We start from the raw sequence: 18,429 nt of genomic DNA on the forward strand, positions 1-18,429 counted from the left end.
ATTTGGCGACAAAAATTTGGCGCTTAAGTAAGCCAAACGACTTTCCTACTATCGCCAAAGTAGGGCTGAGGGATCGATTCTCACCGTTGAGATGGTTCGGGTTCCTCGCCATCACCTGTCATCGCCGTCGCTGGCTGCAGTACCCAACAGTGAGGGGAGGCGTTTGCCCATGGCTAAGTTAGTCGGTGTGGTCAGCAAGGTGGTTGGTGAAGTGTTCGCAGTCGGCAGTGATGGCAGCCGCCGCCCGTTGATCGAAGGTGATCGGCTGTACGCGGGTGAGCAGCTGGAGACCGGCGCTGCGGGTGCGGTGGCCGTGCGATTGCAAAACGGCGCGCAGCTGACCCTGGGCCGTGACAGCAGCCTGGAGATGACCACCGAACTGCTTGCCAACCAGGCGCCGCACACCCTGACCCACGATCCGGCACCGACAGATGCGCAACTGACTGATGTGGAGCGCATCCAGCAAGCCATCGCTGCAGGCGATGACCCTACGCAGAGCGCCGAAGCGCCCGCGGCAGGTCCCAATGCTGGCACTGCGCCTGGCGCCCTGGGCGGCGGCCACAGTTTCGTGATGCTCACCGAAGTCGGCGCCCGCGTCGATCCCGTGGTGGGCTTCCCGACGGCGGGTTTCAACGGCATTCCGGAACTGCCGAGTCTCGAGGTGGGTGGTCAGGACCCAAGCAATGGCAGTGCGCTGGCCGCTCCGCCTGCGCCGGTGGATCAGGGCGACGGCGGGACTGTTCCTGTTACGCCCCCTGTCATCGAGAACAACCCGGTCACACTGCTTGGGCTGGATGCTGCCACCGGCGAGCTGAGCCTCAACGAGGCGAACCTTCCACAAGGATCGGCCAGCGACGCCGCTGCCCTGACTCAACGCGGCACCTTCACCGTGGTCGCCAAGGACGGTTTGGCTTCCCTGAGTGTCGGCGGCATCGACGTGGTCATCGGTGGCAACGCCTCAGGCTTTCCCCAGTCGATCACTACACCCGCTGGCAATACGCTGACCATTACCGGTTACAACCCGAGTACTGGCGTAGTGAGCTACAGCTACACCCTCAACGACAACGAAACCCATCCAGACGGGGCCGGTACCAATAGCCTCAGCGAGCAGTTCGAGGTCGTCGCCAAGGACATCGACGGCAGCACCGCCACAGGCAGTCTGGACGTGAATATCGTCGATGATGTGCCGAACGCCATTGATGACACCAACGCCAACGCGGCCAGCGAACAGCGCCTTGAGCTGACCGGCAACGTGCTGACCAACGACGTACAGGGCGCCGACCGGGTACCTGGCGGGCCAGTCATCGCCGGCACCTTCACCGGTACCTACGGCACCCTGGTGCTTGCGGCTGATGGTTCCTATACCTACACCCTCAACACCAACGACCCCGACTTCAAGAACCTGGGCGGTGGCGGCAATGGCGTGGAGAATTTCAGCTACACCATCAAGGACGCCGACGGCGACACCAGCAGCGCCACGTTGACCCTCAATATCAGCAACCTCAACGACCCGGTCACGCTCGATGGCCTGAACGTGCAGGGTGGCGAGCTGACCGTTTACGAGAAGAACCTCAGTGACGGCACCGCACCTGATGCGGCTGCTTTGACGCAACAAGGCACCTTCACCGTCAGCGCCCCGGATGGTCTGCAAAGCCTGTCGGTGGGCGGCATTGCTGTCGTGAGCGCAGGCGTGGCTGCCGGCTTCCCGCAGTCGATCACCACCGCTCAAGGCAACACCCTGACGGTTACCGGCTACGACGCAGCTACGGGCGTGGTGAGCTACAGCTACACCCTCAACGACAACGAAACGCACCCTGACGGCGCCGGTACCAACAGCCTAAGCGAGCAATTTGAAGTCGTCGCCAAGGACATCGACGGCAGCACCGCCACGGGCAGCCTGGACGTGAATATCGTCGATGATGTGCCGAACGCCATCGATGACACCAACGCTGCCACGGCCACCGAACAACACCTGGAACTGACCGGCAACGTGCTGACCAACGACGTACAGGGCGCCGACCGCGTACCTGGCGGTCCGGTCATCGCCGGCACCTTCACCGGTACCTACGGCACTCTCGTGCTTGCGGCTGATGGTTCCTATACCTACACCCTCAACACCAACGACCCCGACTTCAAGAACTTGGGCGGTGGCGGCAATGGCGTGGAGAACTTCAGCTACACCATCAAGGACGCCGACGGCGACACCAGCAGCGCCACCTTGACCCTCAATATCAGCAACCTCAACGACCCGGTCACGCTCGATGGCTTGAACGTGCAGGGTGGCGAGCTGACCGTTTACGAGAAGAACCTCAGTGACGGCACCGCACCCGATGCCGCTGCTTTGACGCAACAAGGCACCTTCACCGTCAGCGCCCCGGATGGTCTGCAAAGCCTGTCGGTGGGCGGCATTGCTGTCGTGACCGCAGGCGTGGCTGCCGGCTTCCCGCAGTCGATGACCACCGCCCAAGGCAACACCCTGACGGTCACCGGCTACGACGCAGCTACGGGCGTGGTGAGCTACAGCTACACCCTCAACGACAACGAAGCGCACCCTGACGGGGCCGGTACCAACAGCCTAAGCGAGCAATTTGAAGTCGTCGCCAAGGACATCGACGGCAGCACCGCCACGGGCAGTCTAGACGTGAACATCGTCGATGATGTGCCGAACGCCATCGATGACACCAACGCTGCCACGGCCAGCGAACAGCGCCTGGAACTGACCGGCAACGTGCTGACCAACGACGTACAGGGCGCCGACCGGGTACCTGGCGGCCCGGTCATCGCCGGCACCTTCACCGGTACCTACGGCACCCTGGTGCTTGCGGCTGATGGTTCCTATACCTACACCCTCAACACCAACGACCCCGACTTCAAGAACCTGGGCGGTGGCGGCAATGGCGTGGAGAACTTCAGCTACACCATCAAGGACGCCGACGGCGACACCAGCAGCGCCACGTTGACCCTCAATATCAGCAACCTCAACGACCCGGTCACGCTCGATGGCCTGAACGTGCAGGGCGGCGAGCTGACCGTTTACGAGAAGAACCTCAGTGACGGCACCGCACCTGATGCGGCTGCTTTGACGCAACAAGGCACCTTCACCGTCAGCGCTCCGGATGGCCTGCAAAGCCTGTCGGTGGGCGGCATTGCCGTCGTGAGCGCAGGCGTGGCTGCCGGCTTCCCGCAGTCGATCACCACCGCTCAAGGCAACACCCTGACGGTTACCGGCTACGACGCAGCTACGGGCGTGGTGAGCTACAGCTACACCCTCAACGACAACGAAACGCACCCTGACGGCGCCGGTACCAACAGCCTAAGCGAGCAATTTGAAGTCGTCGCCAAGGACATCGACGGCAGCACCGCCACGGGCAGCCTGGACGTGAACATTGTCGATGATGTGCCTCAGGCCAACGCCGATAGCGCAGGCGTGGTGGAGGGTGGCACTGTTTCGGGCAACGTGCTGTGGAACGACAGCCTCGGCGCGGATCAGGCCGGCACCAGCAATGTGGTGATCGGCGCCCGTGCAGGTTCCGACACTACAACCTCGGCCCTTGGCAACCTGAATACAGCCATTGTCGGTCAATACGGCACGTTGACCATCGACGCTGCCGGTAACGCGATCTACCAGGCCAACCCCAATGCCGTGGCGGCCCAGGGCGCAACCGATGTGTTCGTCTACACGATTCGCGACACCGATGGCGACGAGAGTACCGCCACCATCACCATCAATGTGCAGGATTGCTCGCTTGTCGCAGGGCCCGCTGGCGGAGTCACGGTGTATGAAAACGCCCTCGATCTCTCCAAGGATGGCAACGACCTGGCGGCCGGCACCGTCAACGGCAGTGACCCGACCTCAACCCGCGAAACCGCCAGCAGCACCCTGGTCGGCTCTGCCACAGGCGGTGTCGGTGCACTGACCTACAGCCTGGTCGGCGACGCTACCGGCCAGTACGGCCAGTTGCAGCTCAATGCCGACGGCACCTATACCTACACCCTGACTTCCCCTGCGACGTCGCCGAGCCCCGCCAACGACGGCGCCAACAGCGTCAGCGAAACCTTCACCTACCTGGTCAAGGATTCCCTCGGCAACTCGACCACCAGCACCATCGTCATCACCATCGTCGACGACGTGCCCCAGGCCCACAGCGATTTCGTCAGCGTGTACAAGGGCGACGAAGTGCGTGGCAATGTGATGTACAACGACGTGGTCGGCGCAGATGTGCGCGCCGACGGCAACTACGTGGTCGGCGTGCGCGCCGGCAGCGACACCTCGAGCTCGGCCATCGGCCAGCTCAACAGCCAGGTGCAGGGCCAGTTCGGTTATCTGACCATCGACGAGAAGGGCAACGCGGTCTACCACTCCAACCCGGATGTGGTATCGCCCCGCGATGCGGTGGATACCTTCGTCTACACCATCCGCGATGCCGACGGCGACGAGAGCACCACGACCCTGACCATCAACGTACACAACTCGCTGATGGCCTGCGAGGACCGTGATGTCACGGTGTACGAGAGCGCCCTCGATCTGAACAAGGACGGCAACGACCTGGCGGCCGGCACCGTCAACGGCAGTGACCCGACCTCAACCCGCGAAACCGCCAGCGGCACCCTGGTCGGCTCTGCCACAGGCGGTGTCGGTGCACTGACCTACAGCCTGGTCGGCGACGCTACCGGCCAGTACGGCCAGTTGCAGCTCAATGCCGATGGCACCTATACCTACACCCTGACTTCCCCTGCGACGTCGCCGAGCCCCGCCAACGACGGCGCCAACAGCGTCAGCGAAACCTTCACCTACCAGGTCAAGGACTCCCTCGGCAACTCGACCAGCAGCACCATCGTCATCACCATCGTCGACGACGTGCCCCAGGCCCACAGCGATTTCGTCAGCGTGTACAAGGGCGACGAAGTGCGCGGCAACGTGATGTACAACGACGTGGTCGGCGCAGACGTGCGCGCCGACGGCAACTACGTGGTCGGCGTGCGCGCCGGCAGCGACACCTCGAGCTCTGCCATCGGCCAGCTCAACAGCCAGGTGCAGGGCCAGTTCGGTTACCTGACCATCGACGAGAAGGGCAACGCGGTCTACCACTCCAACCCGGACGTGGTATCGCCACGCGATGCGGTGGATACCTTCGTCTACACCATCCGCGATGCCGACGGCGACGAGAGCACCACGACCCTGACCATCAACGTGCATGACCCGCGCATCGAAGTGTGCATGGATGGCCAGGTCACGGTGTTCGAAAAAGCGCTGGACTTGAGCAAGGACGGTAATGATCTGGCGGCAGGCACGGTGACCGGTAGCGACCCGAGCTCACCGTTGGAAACGGCTTCTGGCAGTCTCACCGGCCTGGTTAGCGGTGGCCTGGGTGCACTGACCTACACCCTGGTGGGCAATGCCGTCGGCCAGTATGGTCAGCTCCAACTCAATGCCGATGGCAGCTACACCTATACCCTGACCTCGCCGGCCAACTCGCCCACTCCTGCCAATGACGGCGCCAATACGGTGACCGAGTCCTTCACCTACCAGGTCCAGGACGCCCATGGCCATTCGGCCACCAGCACCATCGTCATCAGCATCGTCGACGACGTGCCCCAGGCGCACTGCGATTACGTCAGTGTGTACAAAGGCGATGAGGTGCGCGGCAATGTGCTGCACAACGATGTGGTTGGCGCCGACGTACGGGCCGATGGCAACTACGTGGTGGGGGTGCGCGTCGGTGGCGATACCTCGAGCTCGGCCATCGGCCAGCTCAACGCCCAAGTGCAGGGCCAGTACGGTTACCTGATTCTCGACGAAAAAGGCAATGCGGTTTATCAAGCCAACCCGGATGTGGTGTCGCCTCGCGATGCGGTGGATACCTTCGTCTACACCATTCGCGATGCCGATGGCGACGAGAGCACCACGACCCTGACCATCAACGTGCATGACCCGCGCCTGGAAGCCTGTGTCGACCGCGATGTCACGGTGTTCGAAAAGGCCCTCGACCTGCACAAGGATGGCAACGATCTGGCTGCCGGCAGCGTGATCGGCAGCGATCCGACCTCGACTGGTGAGACGGCCTCCGGTTCACTGGTAGGCTCGGTGTCCGGCGGCATCGGCGCACTCACCTACAGCCTGGTCGGCAACGCTGTAGGGCAATACGGGCAGATCAGCGTCAATGCCGACGGCAGCTACACCTACACGCTGACCTCGCCTGCGAGTACGCCTGGAGGCAATACTGCCGTCGAGTATTTCGCCTACAAAGCCACCGACTCGTTGGGTCACAGCGTTATCAGCAACATCGCCATCAGCATCGTCGACGACGTGCCGACGGCGGTGTGCGCCGAGCGCAGCATCACGCCGGGTCAGGTGGATTCCAACATCCTGCTGGTCATCGACGTTTCCAGCAGCATGGCCGCCGCCTCCGGGGTGCCGGGCCTGACGCGCCTGGAAGCCGCCAAGCAGGCGATCGCCGCGGTGCTCGACAAGTACGATGACATGGGTGACATCAAAGTGCAGATCGTTACCTTCGGCAGTGGCGCGCAGATCAAGTCGCCCGAGTGGGTCAGCATCGATGTTGCCAAGTCGATCGTCAGTGGCCTGAAAGCTGGCGGCTCGACCTACTACGACAGCGCCACCAGCGCGGCGCAGAACGCCTTCGGGCAGAACGGCAAACTGGCCGGTGCGCAGAACGTCAGCTACTTCTTCTCCGATGGCGAGCCTACCGCCGGGCACGCCATCACCGGCGATCGTGAAACCAACTGGGAAAACTTCCTCGACAGCAACGGCATCAAGTCGTACGCCATCGGTCTAGGGCGCGATATCAACGCTGGCAACCTCAACCCGCTGGCGTACGACGGCAGCACCCATACCGACACCCAGTCAGTCATCGTCACCGACTTCGCTCAGTTGCAGGATGTGCTCTCGGGCACCGTCCAAGGCTCGCCCATCACCGGTAGCTTGTTGAGCGGCGGCACCTTCGGCGCCGACGGTGGTTTCATCAAGGCGTTGCTGGTCGACGGTACCACCTACACCTTCGATCCGAAGGCCAACGGCGGGCAGGGCGGCTATGGCGTCAGCGGTGGGGGCGACCACGCCAGCTTCGACACCACCGGCAACACGTTGACCATCAAGACCCAATTGGGCGGCAGCCTGATGGTCGCTATGGACAACGGCGACTACACCTATGCCCCACCCAAGACCAGCGACGCCAGCCAGGCCGAGCGCTTCGGCTTCACCCTCAGTGACAACGACGGCGACACCAGCAGCGCCAGCCTGGTGGTGCGGGTGGCGGCCAACCATGCTCCGGTCGCCGGCAGCGATCATGTGATCACCAACATCACTGGTGCCAGTGTCACCGTGGCGTCCGAAGTGCTGCTGGCCAACGACAGCGACGCCGACCACGATCGCCTGAAGGCCGCGCCCATCACCTTCAACACCGATTTCGCCGCCAAGGGCGCAGGCTTCAGCGTTGGCAGCACCATCAAGGACATCAGTTTCGACGGTACTGCCAACAGCCGCAGCAACCAGGCCAAAGTGCTAGAGCGCAGCGCCTTCACCACCAGTGCTGGCAGCATGACGGCGGCGCTGGTGGTGTTGGGCTACCTGGGTACGGTCTACAGTGGCAATGCCAATGCCGAGGATGTGATCACCGTCAGCCTGCGCAAAGGTGAAACGCTGCACCTGGACCACGACCGTCCCGAGGGCAATCTCAGCCTGGCCTGGAAAGATGCCAATGGCGCTTACCAGCCGCTTGCCGATGGCGGCAACTTCACCGCCAGCCACGACGGTGTGTACAGCATTCATGTGGTCAACGAGGCGGATGCCCTGGGCGGTAGCAAGGCTGCGGAAAATTACAAATTGAGCCTGGTGGTCGACTACAGCAACGCGGTCAACGAAGTGCATCAGGCCACCTACTCGCTCACCGACGGCCATGGCGGCAGTGCGACCGGCGCCGCAGATATCAGCTACCAGGCCGGCGCTACCCTCACTGGCACCGCCAGCGACGACGTGCTGCTGGCCAACGCCAGCGACACGGTGCTCGACGGCGGCGATGGCAACGACGTGCTGGTCGGCGGTGCAGGCAATGACACCCTGTACGGCGGCAACGGAAACGATCTGCTGATTGGGGGGCTTGGCAACGACCTGCTCGACGGCGGCGCCGGCGTCGATACCGCCAGCTATGCCTCGGCCAATGGCGCCGTGCACGTCGATCTCAGCCTGACCGGGCAGCAAGCCACTGGCGCTGCGGGCCTCGATACCCTGATAGGCATCGAGAACCTGATCGGTTCGGACTACAACGACACCTTGATCGGCAACGCTGGCGACAACGTGCTCAGTGGTGGGCTGGGTAACGATGTGCTCATGGGCGGTGATGGCAACGACATCATCATCGGCGGTCCGGGTAATGACATCATGACCGGGGGCAATGGCAACGACACCTTCGTCTGGCAGAAAGGCGACAGCGGCCACGACACGGTGACCGACTTCACTCCTGGCAGCGATCACCTGGACCTGTCGCAATTGCTGCAAGGCGAGAACGCTACCTCGGCCTCGCTGGATGACTACCTGCACTTCAAGATCAGCGGTGTGGGCAACGGTGTGATCTCGACCATCGAGGTGAGCAGTGTGGCAGGGGCCGCCCCGACCCAGACCATCGACCTGGCCGGTGTCGACCTGGCCCAGCATTACGGGGTCACGGCAGGAGCGGGCGGGCTGATCGCAGCGGGGCAGGACACGGCCACGATCATCAACGGCATGATCAACGACCATTCCCTGAAGGTGGATACCGTGTAAGCCATGCTGCGGCGAGGGGGGTGAGCCACGCCCCCAAGAGCTCAGCGAGGACGGCGCAGGGTCTTCTGCCTGAGGATGTACAGGCTCACCAGCAAGGCGCTGGTCAGCATGAAGGCCCTTGCCCAGAACAGCGGCACCAGATAGCACGACACGCCGATGCTGAGCCACATCAGGCCGATGGCGTAGACCTTGCCCTTGAGCGGGATGCCTTCACCGTTGAGAAAGTCAGTGATCCACGGGCCGAGCTTGGGGTGATTGACCAGCCAATGATGAAAGCGCGGCGAGCTGCGCGCGAAGCAGGCCGCCGCCAGCAGCAGGAAGGGGGTGGTGGGCAACAGCGGCAGGAAGATACCCAGCACCCCAAGCGCGACACTGAGCCAGCCGATGGCCAGCAGCAGGTAGCGCACGGCCGGCTCAGTGGTGGCGTGGCTTGAGCAGGGCCGGCTTTTCCTCAGGCGCGTGCAGCAGCAGGAACAGCGCGCTCAGCGCCTCCGGGATCTGCACGATCATGTCATCCTGCAGGTTGGCGTTGCTGGCGATGTCGGCGAACTCTGGCTGTTCGTCGAACAGGCCCGAACCGACCATGATCGGCAGCAGCATTTCGCTGACTTCTTCTTCGGCGTTTTCGAACCAGGCCTCTTCGCGCAGGAACACGCCTTCCATGAAGCCGATGCACCAGCCGCGCAGGTCGGAGTCGTCAGGCTCGTCGGTCAGGTCCAGCTCGCAGGGCAGGTCGAATTCTTCGTCGCTGGCCAGCTGGCGGGCGATATGACCCTTGAGTGCGACCAGCGTCGCCTCGATCTCGGTGCGCTGGGCCTCGCTGGCATAGTGCGGTTCTTCGGCGAACAGGGCGTCGATCCATTCACGCTCTGGAACGTCTTCGGAGCAGATCGACAGCGCGGTCAGGTAGCCGTGGGCGGCGACGTAGTCCAGCGCTTCTTCGTGCAGCTCGTCGGCGTCGAGGAAGGCTTGCAGGCGGGTCAGTTGCTCGGCGAAGGACATTACAGGGCTACCTTGGGGAATAAACGATAACGAATTCTAGCACCTTGCAGCGACGGCGGGGCAAAGGGAACGTCTGTCACCGGGCGTCCTGCGCGGGCCGCCACTGCGGTATACTTCGCCGTTTTCATCCAGGGGTAGGGTTTCCCGGCCCTTTGGCAAAAGCCGCTTACGCTTTTGGCGTGTGCGGGGCGAAGTTATCGTCCAGCCTGTGTCCAGGATGGTACGGCGATTTGTGGAGTTGCACATGCTCGAACAGGCTCAGCGCGTTCTTAAGGATATCTTCGGTTACGACAGTTTCCGCGGGCGCCAGGCAGCGATCATCGAATGCGTGGCCAATGGCGGCGATGCCCTGGTGCTGATGCCGACCGGCGGCGGCAAGTCCTTGTGTTTCCAGGTCCCAGGCTTGCTGCGTCCGGGCCTGACGGTGGTGGTATCGCCGTTGATCGCCCTGATGGACGATCAGGTCGCCACCCTGGACGAACTCGGCGTGGCGGCGGCGGCGCTGAATTCGACCCTGAGCGCCGAGCAGCAACGCGATCTGGCCGGGCGCCTGCGCCGCGGCGAGGTGAAGATGCTCTACCTCGCCCCTGAGCGCCTGGTGCAGCCGCGCATGCTGGACTTCCTGCGCGACCTCGACATCTCGCTGTTCGCCATCGACGAGGCCCACTGTGTCTCGCAGTGGGGCCATGACTTCCGTCCCGAATACCTGCAACTGGGCCAGTTGGCCGAGCTGTTCCCCCACGTGCCGCGCATCGCCCTGACCGCCACTGCCGACATGCGCACCCGCGAAGAGATCGTCCAGCGCCTGCACCTGCAAGGCGCCGAGCGCTTTCTTTCAAGTTTCGACCGGCCTAACATCTTCTACCGCATCGTGCCCAAGGAAGCGCCTCGCAAGCAGCTGATGGCCTTTCTCGGCGAGCGCCGCGGCAATGCCGGCATCGTCTACTGCCTGTCGCGCAAGAAGGTCGATGAAACCGCCGCGTTTCTCTGTCAGCAGGGCTTTCCAGCGTTGCCCTATCACGCCGGGCTGCCGGCCGAGACCCGTTCTGCCAACCAGCATCGCTTCCTCAACGAAGAGGGGCTGATCATGGTCGCCACCATCGCCTTCGGCATGGGCATCGACAAACCCAACGTGCGCTTCGTGGCCCACCTGGATTTGCCCAAGTCGCTCGAGGCGTATTACCAGGAAACCGGCCGCGCCGGCCGTGACGGCCTGCCATCGGATGCGTGGATGGCTTACGGCCTGCAGGACATGGTGATGCTCAAGCAGATGCTGCAGAACTCCGAAGGCGACGAGCGCCATAAGCGCGTAGAGCAGCACAAGCTCGATGCCATGCTTGCCTTGTGCGAGGAGACCCGCTGCCGCCGCCAGGCGCTGCTGGCCTACTTCGACGAGGTGCTCGAGCAGCCTTGTGGGCACTGTGACAACTGCGTCGACCAGGTGCAGACCTGGGACGCCACCGAACCGGCCCGTCAGGCGCTGTCTGCGGTGTTTCGGACTGGTCAGCGTTATGGCGTGGGCCATCTGATCGACGTGCTGTTGGGCAAGGACACCGAGAAAGTACGCAACTTCGGCCACGAAAAGCTTTCGGTGTTCGGTGTTGGCAAAGGGTTGGCCGAGGCCGAGTGGCGTTCGCTGTTCCGCCAGTTGGTAGCCCGTGGGCTGGTCGACATCGATTTGGAAGGCTATGGCGGCCTGCGTCTGTCCGACAGTTGCCGGCCGCTCCTGCGCGGTGAAGTCAACCTGCAGCTGCGGCGCGATCTAAAACCACAAACCGTGGCCAAGGCGTCTTCCAGCGGCGGGAGCCCGGCCAGTCAGCTGGTGCGCGCCGAAGAGCGCGACCTGTGGGAAGCGCTGCGCACCCTGCGGCGCAAGCTGGCCGAGGAGCACAGCGTGCCGCCTTACGTCATCTTCCCCGATTCCACCTTGCTGGAGATGCTGCGCAGCCAGCCTGCCAGTCTCAGCGACATGGCCCAGGTCAGCGGCGTCGGCGCGCGCAAGCTGGAGCGCTACGGCCAAGCCTTCCTCGAGGTGCTCAACAGCAGCGGCGGCACCGAGGAGGCGCCGAAGGTGGTGCTCGACTTGCGCCACGAGCTGGTCAGCCTGGCCCGCGCCGGCATGACCCCGGCGCAGATCGCCGGCCAGCTGCAGTGCAGCGAGAAAAACGTCTACAGCTTGCTGGCCGAAGCCTTGGGCCGCCAGGAACTGAGCCTGGAGCAGGCGCTCGATCTGCCGGAAGACCTGATGATGGAGGTCCAGGACGCGTTCCTCGATGGCGAGGGTGAGTTGCCCCCGGTATCGGCAATTGCGCCACTGTTCGGTGCTCGTGTGCCTGAAGGCGTGCTGTATTGCATCCGAGCGGCGCTGGCAGCTGAGTTCGAGCTGTAGCAGGCGGCATTTGCGTCATTCGCTGATGCATGTCATGCAAACGTGCGACTAACCTGGTGTTTGCGCGCCAGGCGACCTTGCCTGATCGGCCAGAGCATGATTAGCTGACTAATAATTAGTTCTAGTCAATGAGTTGCTTATGCCCCTGACCGACAACCAACACCGCTTCGGCATGCAGCTGGCGCAGATGTCTCGCGGCTGGCGTGCCGAATTGGACCGCCGCCTGGCCGGGCTCAATCTGTCCCAGGCGCGTTGGCTGGTGTTGCTGCACCTGGCGCGTTTCGAAGAGGCGCCCACTCAGCGCGAGCTGGCGCAGAGCGTGGGCGTCGAAGGGCCAACCCTGGCGCGGCTGCTCGACAGCCTGGAGAGTCAGGGCCTGGTACGTCGCCAGGCGGTGCTGGAGGACCGGCGGGCGAAAAAGATCCTGCTCTGCCCCCCTGCCAAGCCATTGATCGAGCAAATCGAGACAATCGCCAACGCCCTGCGCCTGGAGCTGTTCACCGGTGTCGACGAGGCTGATCTGGAAGTCTGCATGCGCGTCCACGCCAAAATCCTCGCTAACCTGGAGTGAAGCTGCGAGCTGCGAGCTAAAAGCAAAAGCGGATCTGCTTTTTCTTGCCGCTTCAAAACGTATGGCCGAGGTTGAGGTAGACGGCATGCTCGTCGGCGCTGTTGGTGCCGTAGGTGAGGTTCAGCGGGCCCAAGGGCGTTTCCAGGCCCAGGAAAATGCTGGCGGCGTTGATATAGCCGCTGTCAAAGGCGTTGTCGTTGTTCCAGGCGCGGCCGCGTTCCAGCGAGCCGCCGATGTACAGCGGGAAGTCCAGCGGTAGGTAGGACCTGGGCGTCAGGCGCCGGTAGTAGACCATCCGCAGCAGGCTGATGTTCTGGCCTGACACCGAGTCCTGGCGAAAGCCCGACAACTCACGGGCGCCGCCCAGCACGAAGCTCGACGTCACCACTTCGGTATCGTCCAGCGTGCGGCCATAACGGCCACCGAGCACGAACGTGTTCGCGCCGACGCTGATGGCCTTGTCCAGGTTCAGCAACCACTGCCGGTACTCGGCGTCCGAATCCAGCGACTTGTCGTACTTGCGCAGGGTCAGGCCGATGTCTTCGCCACTGTGCGGGAAGTACACATTGTCGAGGGTGTCAAAGGAATACTTGAGTTCATAGAAGCCCTCGTGGAAGCTGACGTCCGGCAGGTCCTGATCGCCGATGCGCACCTGGGCTCGGCCCCAGGCCTTGCCCACGCCCAGGCGCACTTCGCCGTAAGTGCCGATCTGCCGGCCAACGTTCAAACCGAAGCCATAGCGCTCGAGCCGGTATTCGGCCACCGGGTCGTTGTCCAGCGTCGCTTCGATGTTCTGTGAGCCCAGGTCCAGGTACGGCGCGACGAAGTAGCGCGAGCCGACGTCCAGCGGCTGATAGAACTCGCTGTACAGCTCTTGCTGGTCACCGATCTGCGCGCGGGTCAGCCACTCGGCGCCGAGGCTGTTGATGCCGTTCATGCGGTAACTGGCTCCCAGGTTGAAAGCGCTGTCACCGCGCAGGTCATCCGACAGGTTCAAGCCCAGGCGCAGGTAATCGGTGCCGCCGCGTTTGCCGCGTGCATTGATCACCAGCGTGTGGTCGTCGCCCTTGTGCACCACCCGGTATTGCACACGGTCGAAGTAGTCCAGGCCGTACAGGGTGCCCATGTCGGTCTGCAGGCGGTCCAGTGCCAGCGGCTCGCCGATCGGTTGGCGTATGTAATAGCGGATCACATCGTCACTGACCTTCGAGTCGTTCTCTACCTTGATGGCGGTGATCACCGGGGTGCGCTGGCGCGGCGAGCGGGCCAGGGCCAGGCCGGCATCGTCGCCGGCCTGGCGCAGCTCGGCCAGGCGCGTGTCGAGCACGCGCGTGGCGCGGTAGCCGGCGTCGATCATGTCCTGGGCGCGACCGAAGTCGGTCACGCCGAAGGCGCTCAGTTGTGGCTGGATGAGAATGTCGTCGCGGTGCAGGCTGGCCAACTGCTCTTCGGAATTGCGCCGGGTCATCAAGGTGATGGACTGGTTGAGCACATCGACCACCGTCGCCAATTGCTTGCGGTCGCGCAGTGGTGTGCCGATGTCGACCACGATGGCGATGTCCACGCCCATCTCTCGTGCTACATCCAGCGGAATGTTGTCGACCATGCCGCCATCGACCAACAGACGACCGTCCAGCTCGACCGGGGCGAACACCGCCGGGATCGACATGCTCGCGCGGATCACCTGGGGCAGGTGGCCGCGGCGAAACACCACCTTCTCGCCATTGGCGATGTCGGTGGCCACGGCGCGAAAGGGAATCGGCAACTGGTCAAAATCGCGGGTGTCGGCGGTATGGGCCAGTTTGCTTTCCAGCAGCAGAGCCAGGTTCTGGCCCTGTATCACGCCCAGGGGCAGACCAAGGCTGCCGTCATCGCGAAAGCTGAGCTTCTGCTTGACCAGGAAATCGCGGTCATCCTGCTTGCGCCGGAACGGCACGTCCTTGCGCGGCGGTGCATCCGATAGCGCCTGCTGCCAATCCAGGGTCGTGGCCAGTTGTTCGAGCTCCTGAACGCTGTAGCCCGATGCATAGAGTCCGCCCACCACCGCGCCCATGCTGGTGCCGGCGATGGCATCGATGCGCACGCCCTGTTGCTCCAGTGCCTTGAGCACGCCGATATGCGCCAGCCCGCGAGCGGCGCCGCCCGACAGCACCAGGCCAATCTTCGGGCGCGCTACTTCGGCGCCCAGCGCGCTCAGGGCGGTGAACATCAACACAAGACTCAACAGCAAGCGGCGCATCGGCGTTCTCAAATCGCGGGCTAAAGACCGCTAGTATAAGCGGCACCTCAACAGGAGAAGCGCGAGCATGGCCGAGAACAAAGCGGAAATCGTCATTACTTATTGCACGCAGTGCCAGTGGTTGTTGCGGGCGGCCTGGTTGGCCCAGGAACTGCTCAGTACCTTTGCCGATGACCTGCGCCGGGTAAGCCTGGAGCCGGGCACGGGTGGTGTGTTCCGGATCACCTGCAACGCCGAGCAGATCTGGGAGCGCAAGGCCGACGGCGGTTTCCCGGAGGCCAAGGTGCTCAAGCAGCGCGTGCGCGACCGGATCGACCCGCAGCGCCACCTGGGGCACAACGAGCGCGAACAGCAGACGCCGCGCACATCCTAGAAGCTGATCCGGCCGAGCAGAATGTCGCGGAACATGGCGAAATCGCCGATCAGGCTGTACCACGGATGGCTGAAGGTAGCCGGGCGGTTCTTCTCGAAGAAGAAATGCCCGACCCAGGCAAAACCGTAGCCGCACAACGGTACCGCCAACAGCAGCAGCCAATGCCCGCTGCCGATGGCATAGGCCAGCAGCGCGATGACCAGGCTGGTTCCCACGAAGTGCAGGCGGCGGCAGGTGGGGTTGATATGCTCGCCCAGGTAATACGGGTAGAACTCGGCGAAACTGCGAAACGGCACGCTGCTGCTCATGGACTGCTCCGGGACTATCACTTTTGGACGGGCTACACGGCGTGGAGCCTGAATCGAGTCTAGAGTCATTGGCGGGGCTGGCCAGTGACAATAGGCGCCAATTGAGTATCCTTGGGGTTCACCGCATGATGCGGTCCGCAGAAGAAGCCTGCCATGAGTGAAAGAACCACCTCAGCCAGCTGGGCATCTGGAATCGTCAAAGCGCTGGAGCTCGAAGGGCTCGATTGTCCGGCCATGTTCAAGCAGCTAGGCCTGGACTTCGCCGCGCTGGACGACCCGGACGCGCGCTTTCCGCAGGATGCCATGACCCGTCTGTGGCAATTGGCAGTGGAATTGTCGGGCAATCAGGCCATCGGGCTGAACATGGCGCGGGTGGTGCGCCCGGCGTCGTTCCACGTGGTCGGTTATGCCTTGATGTCCAGCCGCACCCTGGCCGAGGGTTTCGAGCGGCTGGTGCGTTATCAGCGCATCATCGCCGAAAGCTCCGACCTGAGTTTCACCTTGGGCCCTGAAGGCTACTCGCTGGTTCTGACCGTGCATGGGGATCACCTGCCGCCCACGCGGCACAGCGCCGAAGCGTCGCTGGCCTGCGCGCTGGCGCTGTGCAAGTGGCTCAGCGGGCGTCCTGTGCAGCCGCGGCGGGTACTGGTACAGGGGCCGCAGCCGAAGGATATCGAGCCTTACAAGATCGCCTTCCATTCGCCGCTGGTGTTCGGCGCGCCGCATGATGCGCTGCTGTTCGAGCGGGCCGACATGGAAGCGCCGTTGCCCACCGCCAATGAAGCCATGGCCATCCTGCATGACCGCTTCGCCGGCGAGTACCTGGCGCGCTTTTCCGAAAGCCGCGTCACCCATCGGGTACGCCAGGTGCTGTGCCGGATCCTTCCGCAAGGCGAACCCAAGCGCGAGACCCTGGCCCAGGCGCTGCACCTGTCCCAGCGCACCTTGCAGCGCCGCCTGCAGGAGGAGGGCACGAGCTTCCAGAGCTTGCTCGACGACACCCGCCGCGAGCTGGCCGAGCAGTATCTGGCGCAGCCAGGCATGACGCTGCTACAGACCGCCTACCTGCTGGGCTTTGCCGACCCGAGCAATTTCTACCGGGCGTTTCGCCGCTGGTTCGACGTGACCCCCAGCGAATACCGAGCGCGCCTGGGCGCCGAGCCCAGCGAAGTCAGTGACGCCAGAACGCTGGCATACACAACACCAGCACCGTGATGATCTCCAGGCGGCCGAGCAGCATGCCGGCAGCCAGGATCCACTTGGCGGCATCGGGCAGCGTGGCGTAATTGCCCGAGGGCCCAATCACCTCGCCCAGGCCCGGCCCCACCCCCGAAACAGTCCCGGCCGCGCCGGTCAGGGCGGTCATCCAGTCCACGCCCAGCAGCGACAACAGCAGCGCCATGACGCAGATGGTGATGGCGAAGAAGAACGAGAAGGTCAGAATCGAGCGGACGATTTCTTCGTCAAGACGGTGGCCGTTGTATTTCTGCTTGATCACCGCGCGCGGGTGGATGAGCTGGTTGAGGCTGGCCTTGAGCAGAATGTAGGCAACCTGAAAGCGGAAGATCTTGATGCCGCCTGCGGTCGAGCCCGAGCAGCCGCCGACGAAGCCCAGGTAGAAAAACAGCATCAGCGAGAAGTTGCCCCACAGGCTGTAGTCGCCCAACGCAAAGCCTGTGGTGGTCACTACCGATGTCACGTTCAGCGCGACGTGGCGCAAAGCGTCGAGCCAATGCAGGTTGGTGGTGTACCAGTACCAGGTGCCCAGGACCAACCAGGTCACTACCAGCAAACCGAGCAGGCCCTGCACCTGCTGATCGCGAATGAGCGCCCCGCGATTGCCGCGCAGGGTCGCTACATACAAGGTGAACGGCATGCTGCCAAGAATCATCACCACCACGGCAACCCAGTGCACCGCCGGAATATCCCACTTGGCCAGTGACTGGTCAGAGGTGGAGAAACCACCGGTGGAAATCGCCGACATGGCGTGGTTGATGGCATCGAAGGGGCGCATCCCGGCCCACCAGAACGCCAGCGCGCCGAGGATCGAGAAGCCGACGTATACCCCAACGATCGACTTGGCGACCATGTGCGAGCGTGGCATGACCTTCTCCGAACGGTCCGAAGACTCGGTCTGGAACAGGCGCATGCCACCGATGCGCAGCAGCGGCAGGATCGCCACGGCCATGGCGATGAAGCCGATACCACCGAGCCAGTGCAGCATCGAACGCCACATCAGGATGCCCGGCGACATGTGGTCCAGCCCGCTGAGCACCGTGGCCCCGGTGGCGGTGATGCCCGACATGCTTTCGAAAAAGGCGTCGGTGTAGCTGATGTGCTGGGTCAGCAGAAAGGGCAGGGCGGCGAAGATGCACACCACCACCCAACTGCAGACGGTGAGCAGGTACATGTCCCGTGGCCGCAGGTGTACGTGTTCGGGGCGCCCTTGCAGGACCATGGCCAAGCCCGAGACCAGGGTGATCACGCTCGACCAGAGGAAGGACGACAGATCGCCGGTGCGCTCGAACACCACCAGTGTCGCCATGGGCACGACCATGCTGACCGCCAGGGTGATCAGGAAGATGCCGATGATGAACGCGATGATCCTGAGGGTCGGCAACGCCATGTAATCTGCTCTGACTCGAAACGGAAGGGCGCCATTCTACCTATGGGTCCGGTGGCTGCAAGCGGCTGGCGACCCCGTGGCCGAGCGGCCCATTGCAAGCGGCAAGCGGCAAGCTGCAAGCAACAGCGCGCAAGCCGCCGCT

Annotated in this window: 10 protein-coding genes; 5 read left to right on the forward strand and 5 right to left on the reverse strand. The window is 63.4% G+C overall.

Annotated features, from left to right (window positions below):
• Positions 1-169 precede the first annotated feature (169 nt).
• Entirely contained in the window at positions 170-8,779 is an 8,610-nt protein-coding gene (locus ACLEJW_RS03235; protein WP_440776967.1) for a retention module-containing protein, read from the forward strand.
• A 41-nt stretch (positions 8,780-8,820) separates the two neighbouring features.
• Here ACLEJW_RS03235 and ACLEJW_RS03240 read toward each other — a convergent pair whose 3' ends face one another.
• Positions 8,821-9,186, reverse strand: coding sequence for a YbaN family protein (locus ACLEJW_RS03240; protein WP_313455737.1), 366 nt, complete (start codon positions 9,184-9,186; stop codon positions 8,821-8,823).
• 7 nt (positions 9,187-9,193) lie between these two features.
• Positions 9,194-9,781, reverse strand: coding sequence for a YecA/YgfB family protein (locus tag ACLEJW_RS03245; protein WP_145193524.1), 588 nt, complete (start codon positions 9,779-9,781; stop codon positions 9,194-9,196).
• Positions 9,782-10,025: 244 nt separating this feature from the next.
• Here ACLEJW_RS03245 and recQ point away from each other — a divergent pair, with 244 nt between their 5' ends.
• Positions 10,026-12,170 carry a DNA helicase RecQ gene (gene recQ, locus ACLEJW_RS03250; protein ID WP_313300674.1) on the forward strand — a complete coding sequence of 715 codons (2,145 nt, stop codon included), beginning with the start codon at positions 10,026-10,028 and terminating at the stop codon, positions 12,168-12,170.
• A gap of 139 nt (positions 12,171-12,309) precedes the next feature.
• Positions 12,310-12,741, forward strand: a complete 432-nt coding sequence (locus tag ACLEJW_RS03255; protein ID WP_145193528.1) for a MarR family transcriptional regulator — start codon at positions 12,310-12,312, stop codon at positions 12,739-12,741.
• A 52-nt stretch (positions 12,742-12,793) separates the two neighbouring features.
• Here ACLEJW_RS03255 and ACLEJW_RS03260 read toward each other — a convergent pair whose 3' ends face one another.
• A complete protein-coding gene (locus ACLEJW_RS03260; RefSeq protein ID WP_145193530.1) occupies positions 12,794-14,980 on the reverse strand; it encodes a patatin-like phospholipase family protein in 2,187 nt (728 codons plus the stop codon).
• Between the two features lie 67 nt (positions 14,981-15,047).
• Between ACLEJW_RS03260 and ACLEJW_RS03265 the strand changes: the two genes are divergently transcribed.
• The gene (locus ACLEJW_RS03265) at positions 15,048-15,353 is read left to right on the forward strand and encodes a SelT/SelW/SelH family protein (RefSeq protein ID WP_145193532.1); all 306 of its coding nucleotides are present in this window, start codon (positions 15,048-15,050) and stop codon (positions 15,351-15,353) included.
• On the opposite strand, the gene ACLEJW_RS03270 is transcribed toward ACLEJW_RS03265, so the two are convergent.
• Entirely contained in the window at positions 15,350-15,661 is a 312-nt protein-coding gene (locus tag ACLEJW_RS03270; protein ID WP_145193534.1) for a DUF962 domain-containing protein, read from the reverse strand. The genes ACLEJW_RS03265 and ACLEJW_RS03270 overlap by 4 nt on opposite strands.
• A gap of 153 nt (positions 15,662-15,814) precedes the next feature.
• Between ACLEJW_RS03270 and ACLEJW_RS03275 the strand changes: the two genes are divergently transcribed.
• Entirely contained in the window at positions 15,815-16,876 is a 1,062-nt protein-coding gene (locus tag ACLEJW_RS03275; RefSeq protein WP_313300689.1) for an AraC family transcriptional regulator, read from the forward strand.
• Here ACLEJW_RS03275 and ACLEJW_RS03280 read toward each other — a convergent pair.
• Positions 16,833-18,287, reverse strand: a complete 1,455-nt coding sequence (locus tag ACLEJW_RS03280; protein ID WP_313455732.1) for a TrkH family potassium uptake protein — start codon at positions 18,285-18,287, stop codon at positions 16,833-16,835. The two genes, ACLEJW_RS03275 and ACLEJW_RS03280, sit on opposite strands and share 44 nt — an antisense overlap.
• Between the last annotated feature and the right edge of the window lie 142 nt (positions 18,288-18,429).

It is taken from the genome of Pseudomonas sp. SMSB3 (assembly GCF_052041965.1).
Lineage (GTDB): Bacteria > Pseudomonadota > Gammaproteobacteria > Pseudomonadales > Pseudomonadaceae > Aquipseudomonas.

Bases quoted from the DNA above. Each gene is read 5' to 3' on its own strand.
- ACLEJW_RS03255 (WP_145193528.1), top strand. From the start codon at position 12,310: ATGCCCCTGACCGACAACCAACACCGCTTCGGCATGCAGCTGGCGCAG.
- ACLEJW_RS03270 (WP_145193534.1), bottom strand. From the start codon at position 15,661: ATGAGCAGCAGCGTGCCGTTTCGCAGTTTCGCCGAGTTCTACCCGTAT.
- ACLEJW_RS03275 (WP_313300689.1), top strand. From the start codon at position 15,815: ATGAGTGAAAGAACCACCTCAGCCAGCTGGGCATCTGGAATCGTCAAA.
- ACLEJW_RS03260 (WP_145193530.1), bottom strand. From the start codon at position 14,980: ATGCGCCGCTTGCTGTTGAGTCTTGTGTTGATGTTCACCGCCCTGAGC.
- recQ (WP_313300674.1), top strand. From the start codon at position 10,026: ATGCTCGAACAGGCTCAGCGCGTTCTTAAGGATATCTTCGGTTACGAC.
- ACLEJW_RS03245 (WP_145193524.1), bottom strand. From the start codon at position 9,781: ATGTCCTTCGCCGAGCAACTGACCCGCCTGCAAGCCTTCCTCGACGCC.
- ACLEJW_RS03280 (WP_313455732.1), bottom strand. From the start codon at position 18,287: ATGGCGTTGCCGACCCTCAGGATCATCGCGTTCATCATCGGCATCTTC.
- ACLEJW_RS03235 (WP_440776967.1), top strand. From the start codon at position 170: ATGGCTAAGTTAGTCGGTGTGGTCAGCAAGGTGGTTGGTGAAGTGTTC.
- ACLEJW_RS03265 (WP_145193532.1), top strand. From the start codon at position 15,048: ATGGCCGAGAACAAAGCGGAAATCGTCATTACTTATTGCACGCAGTGC.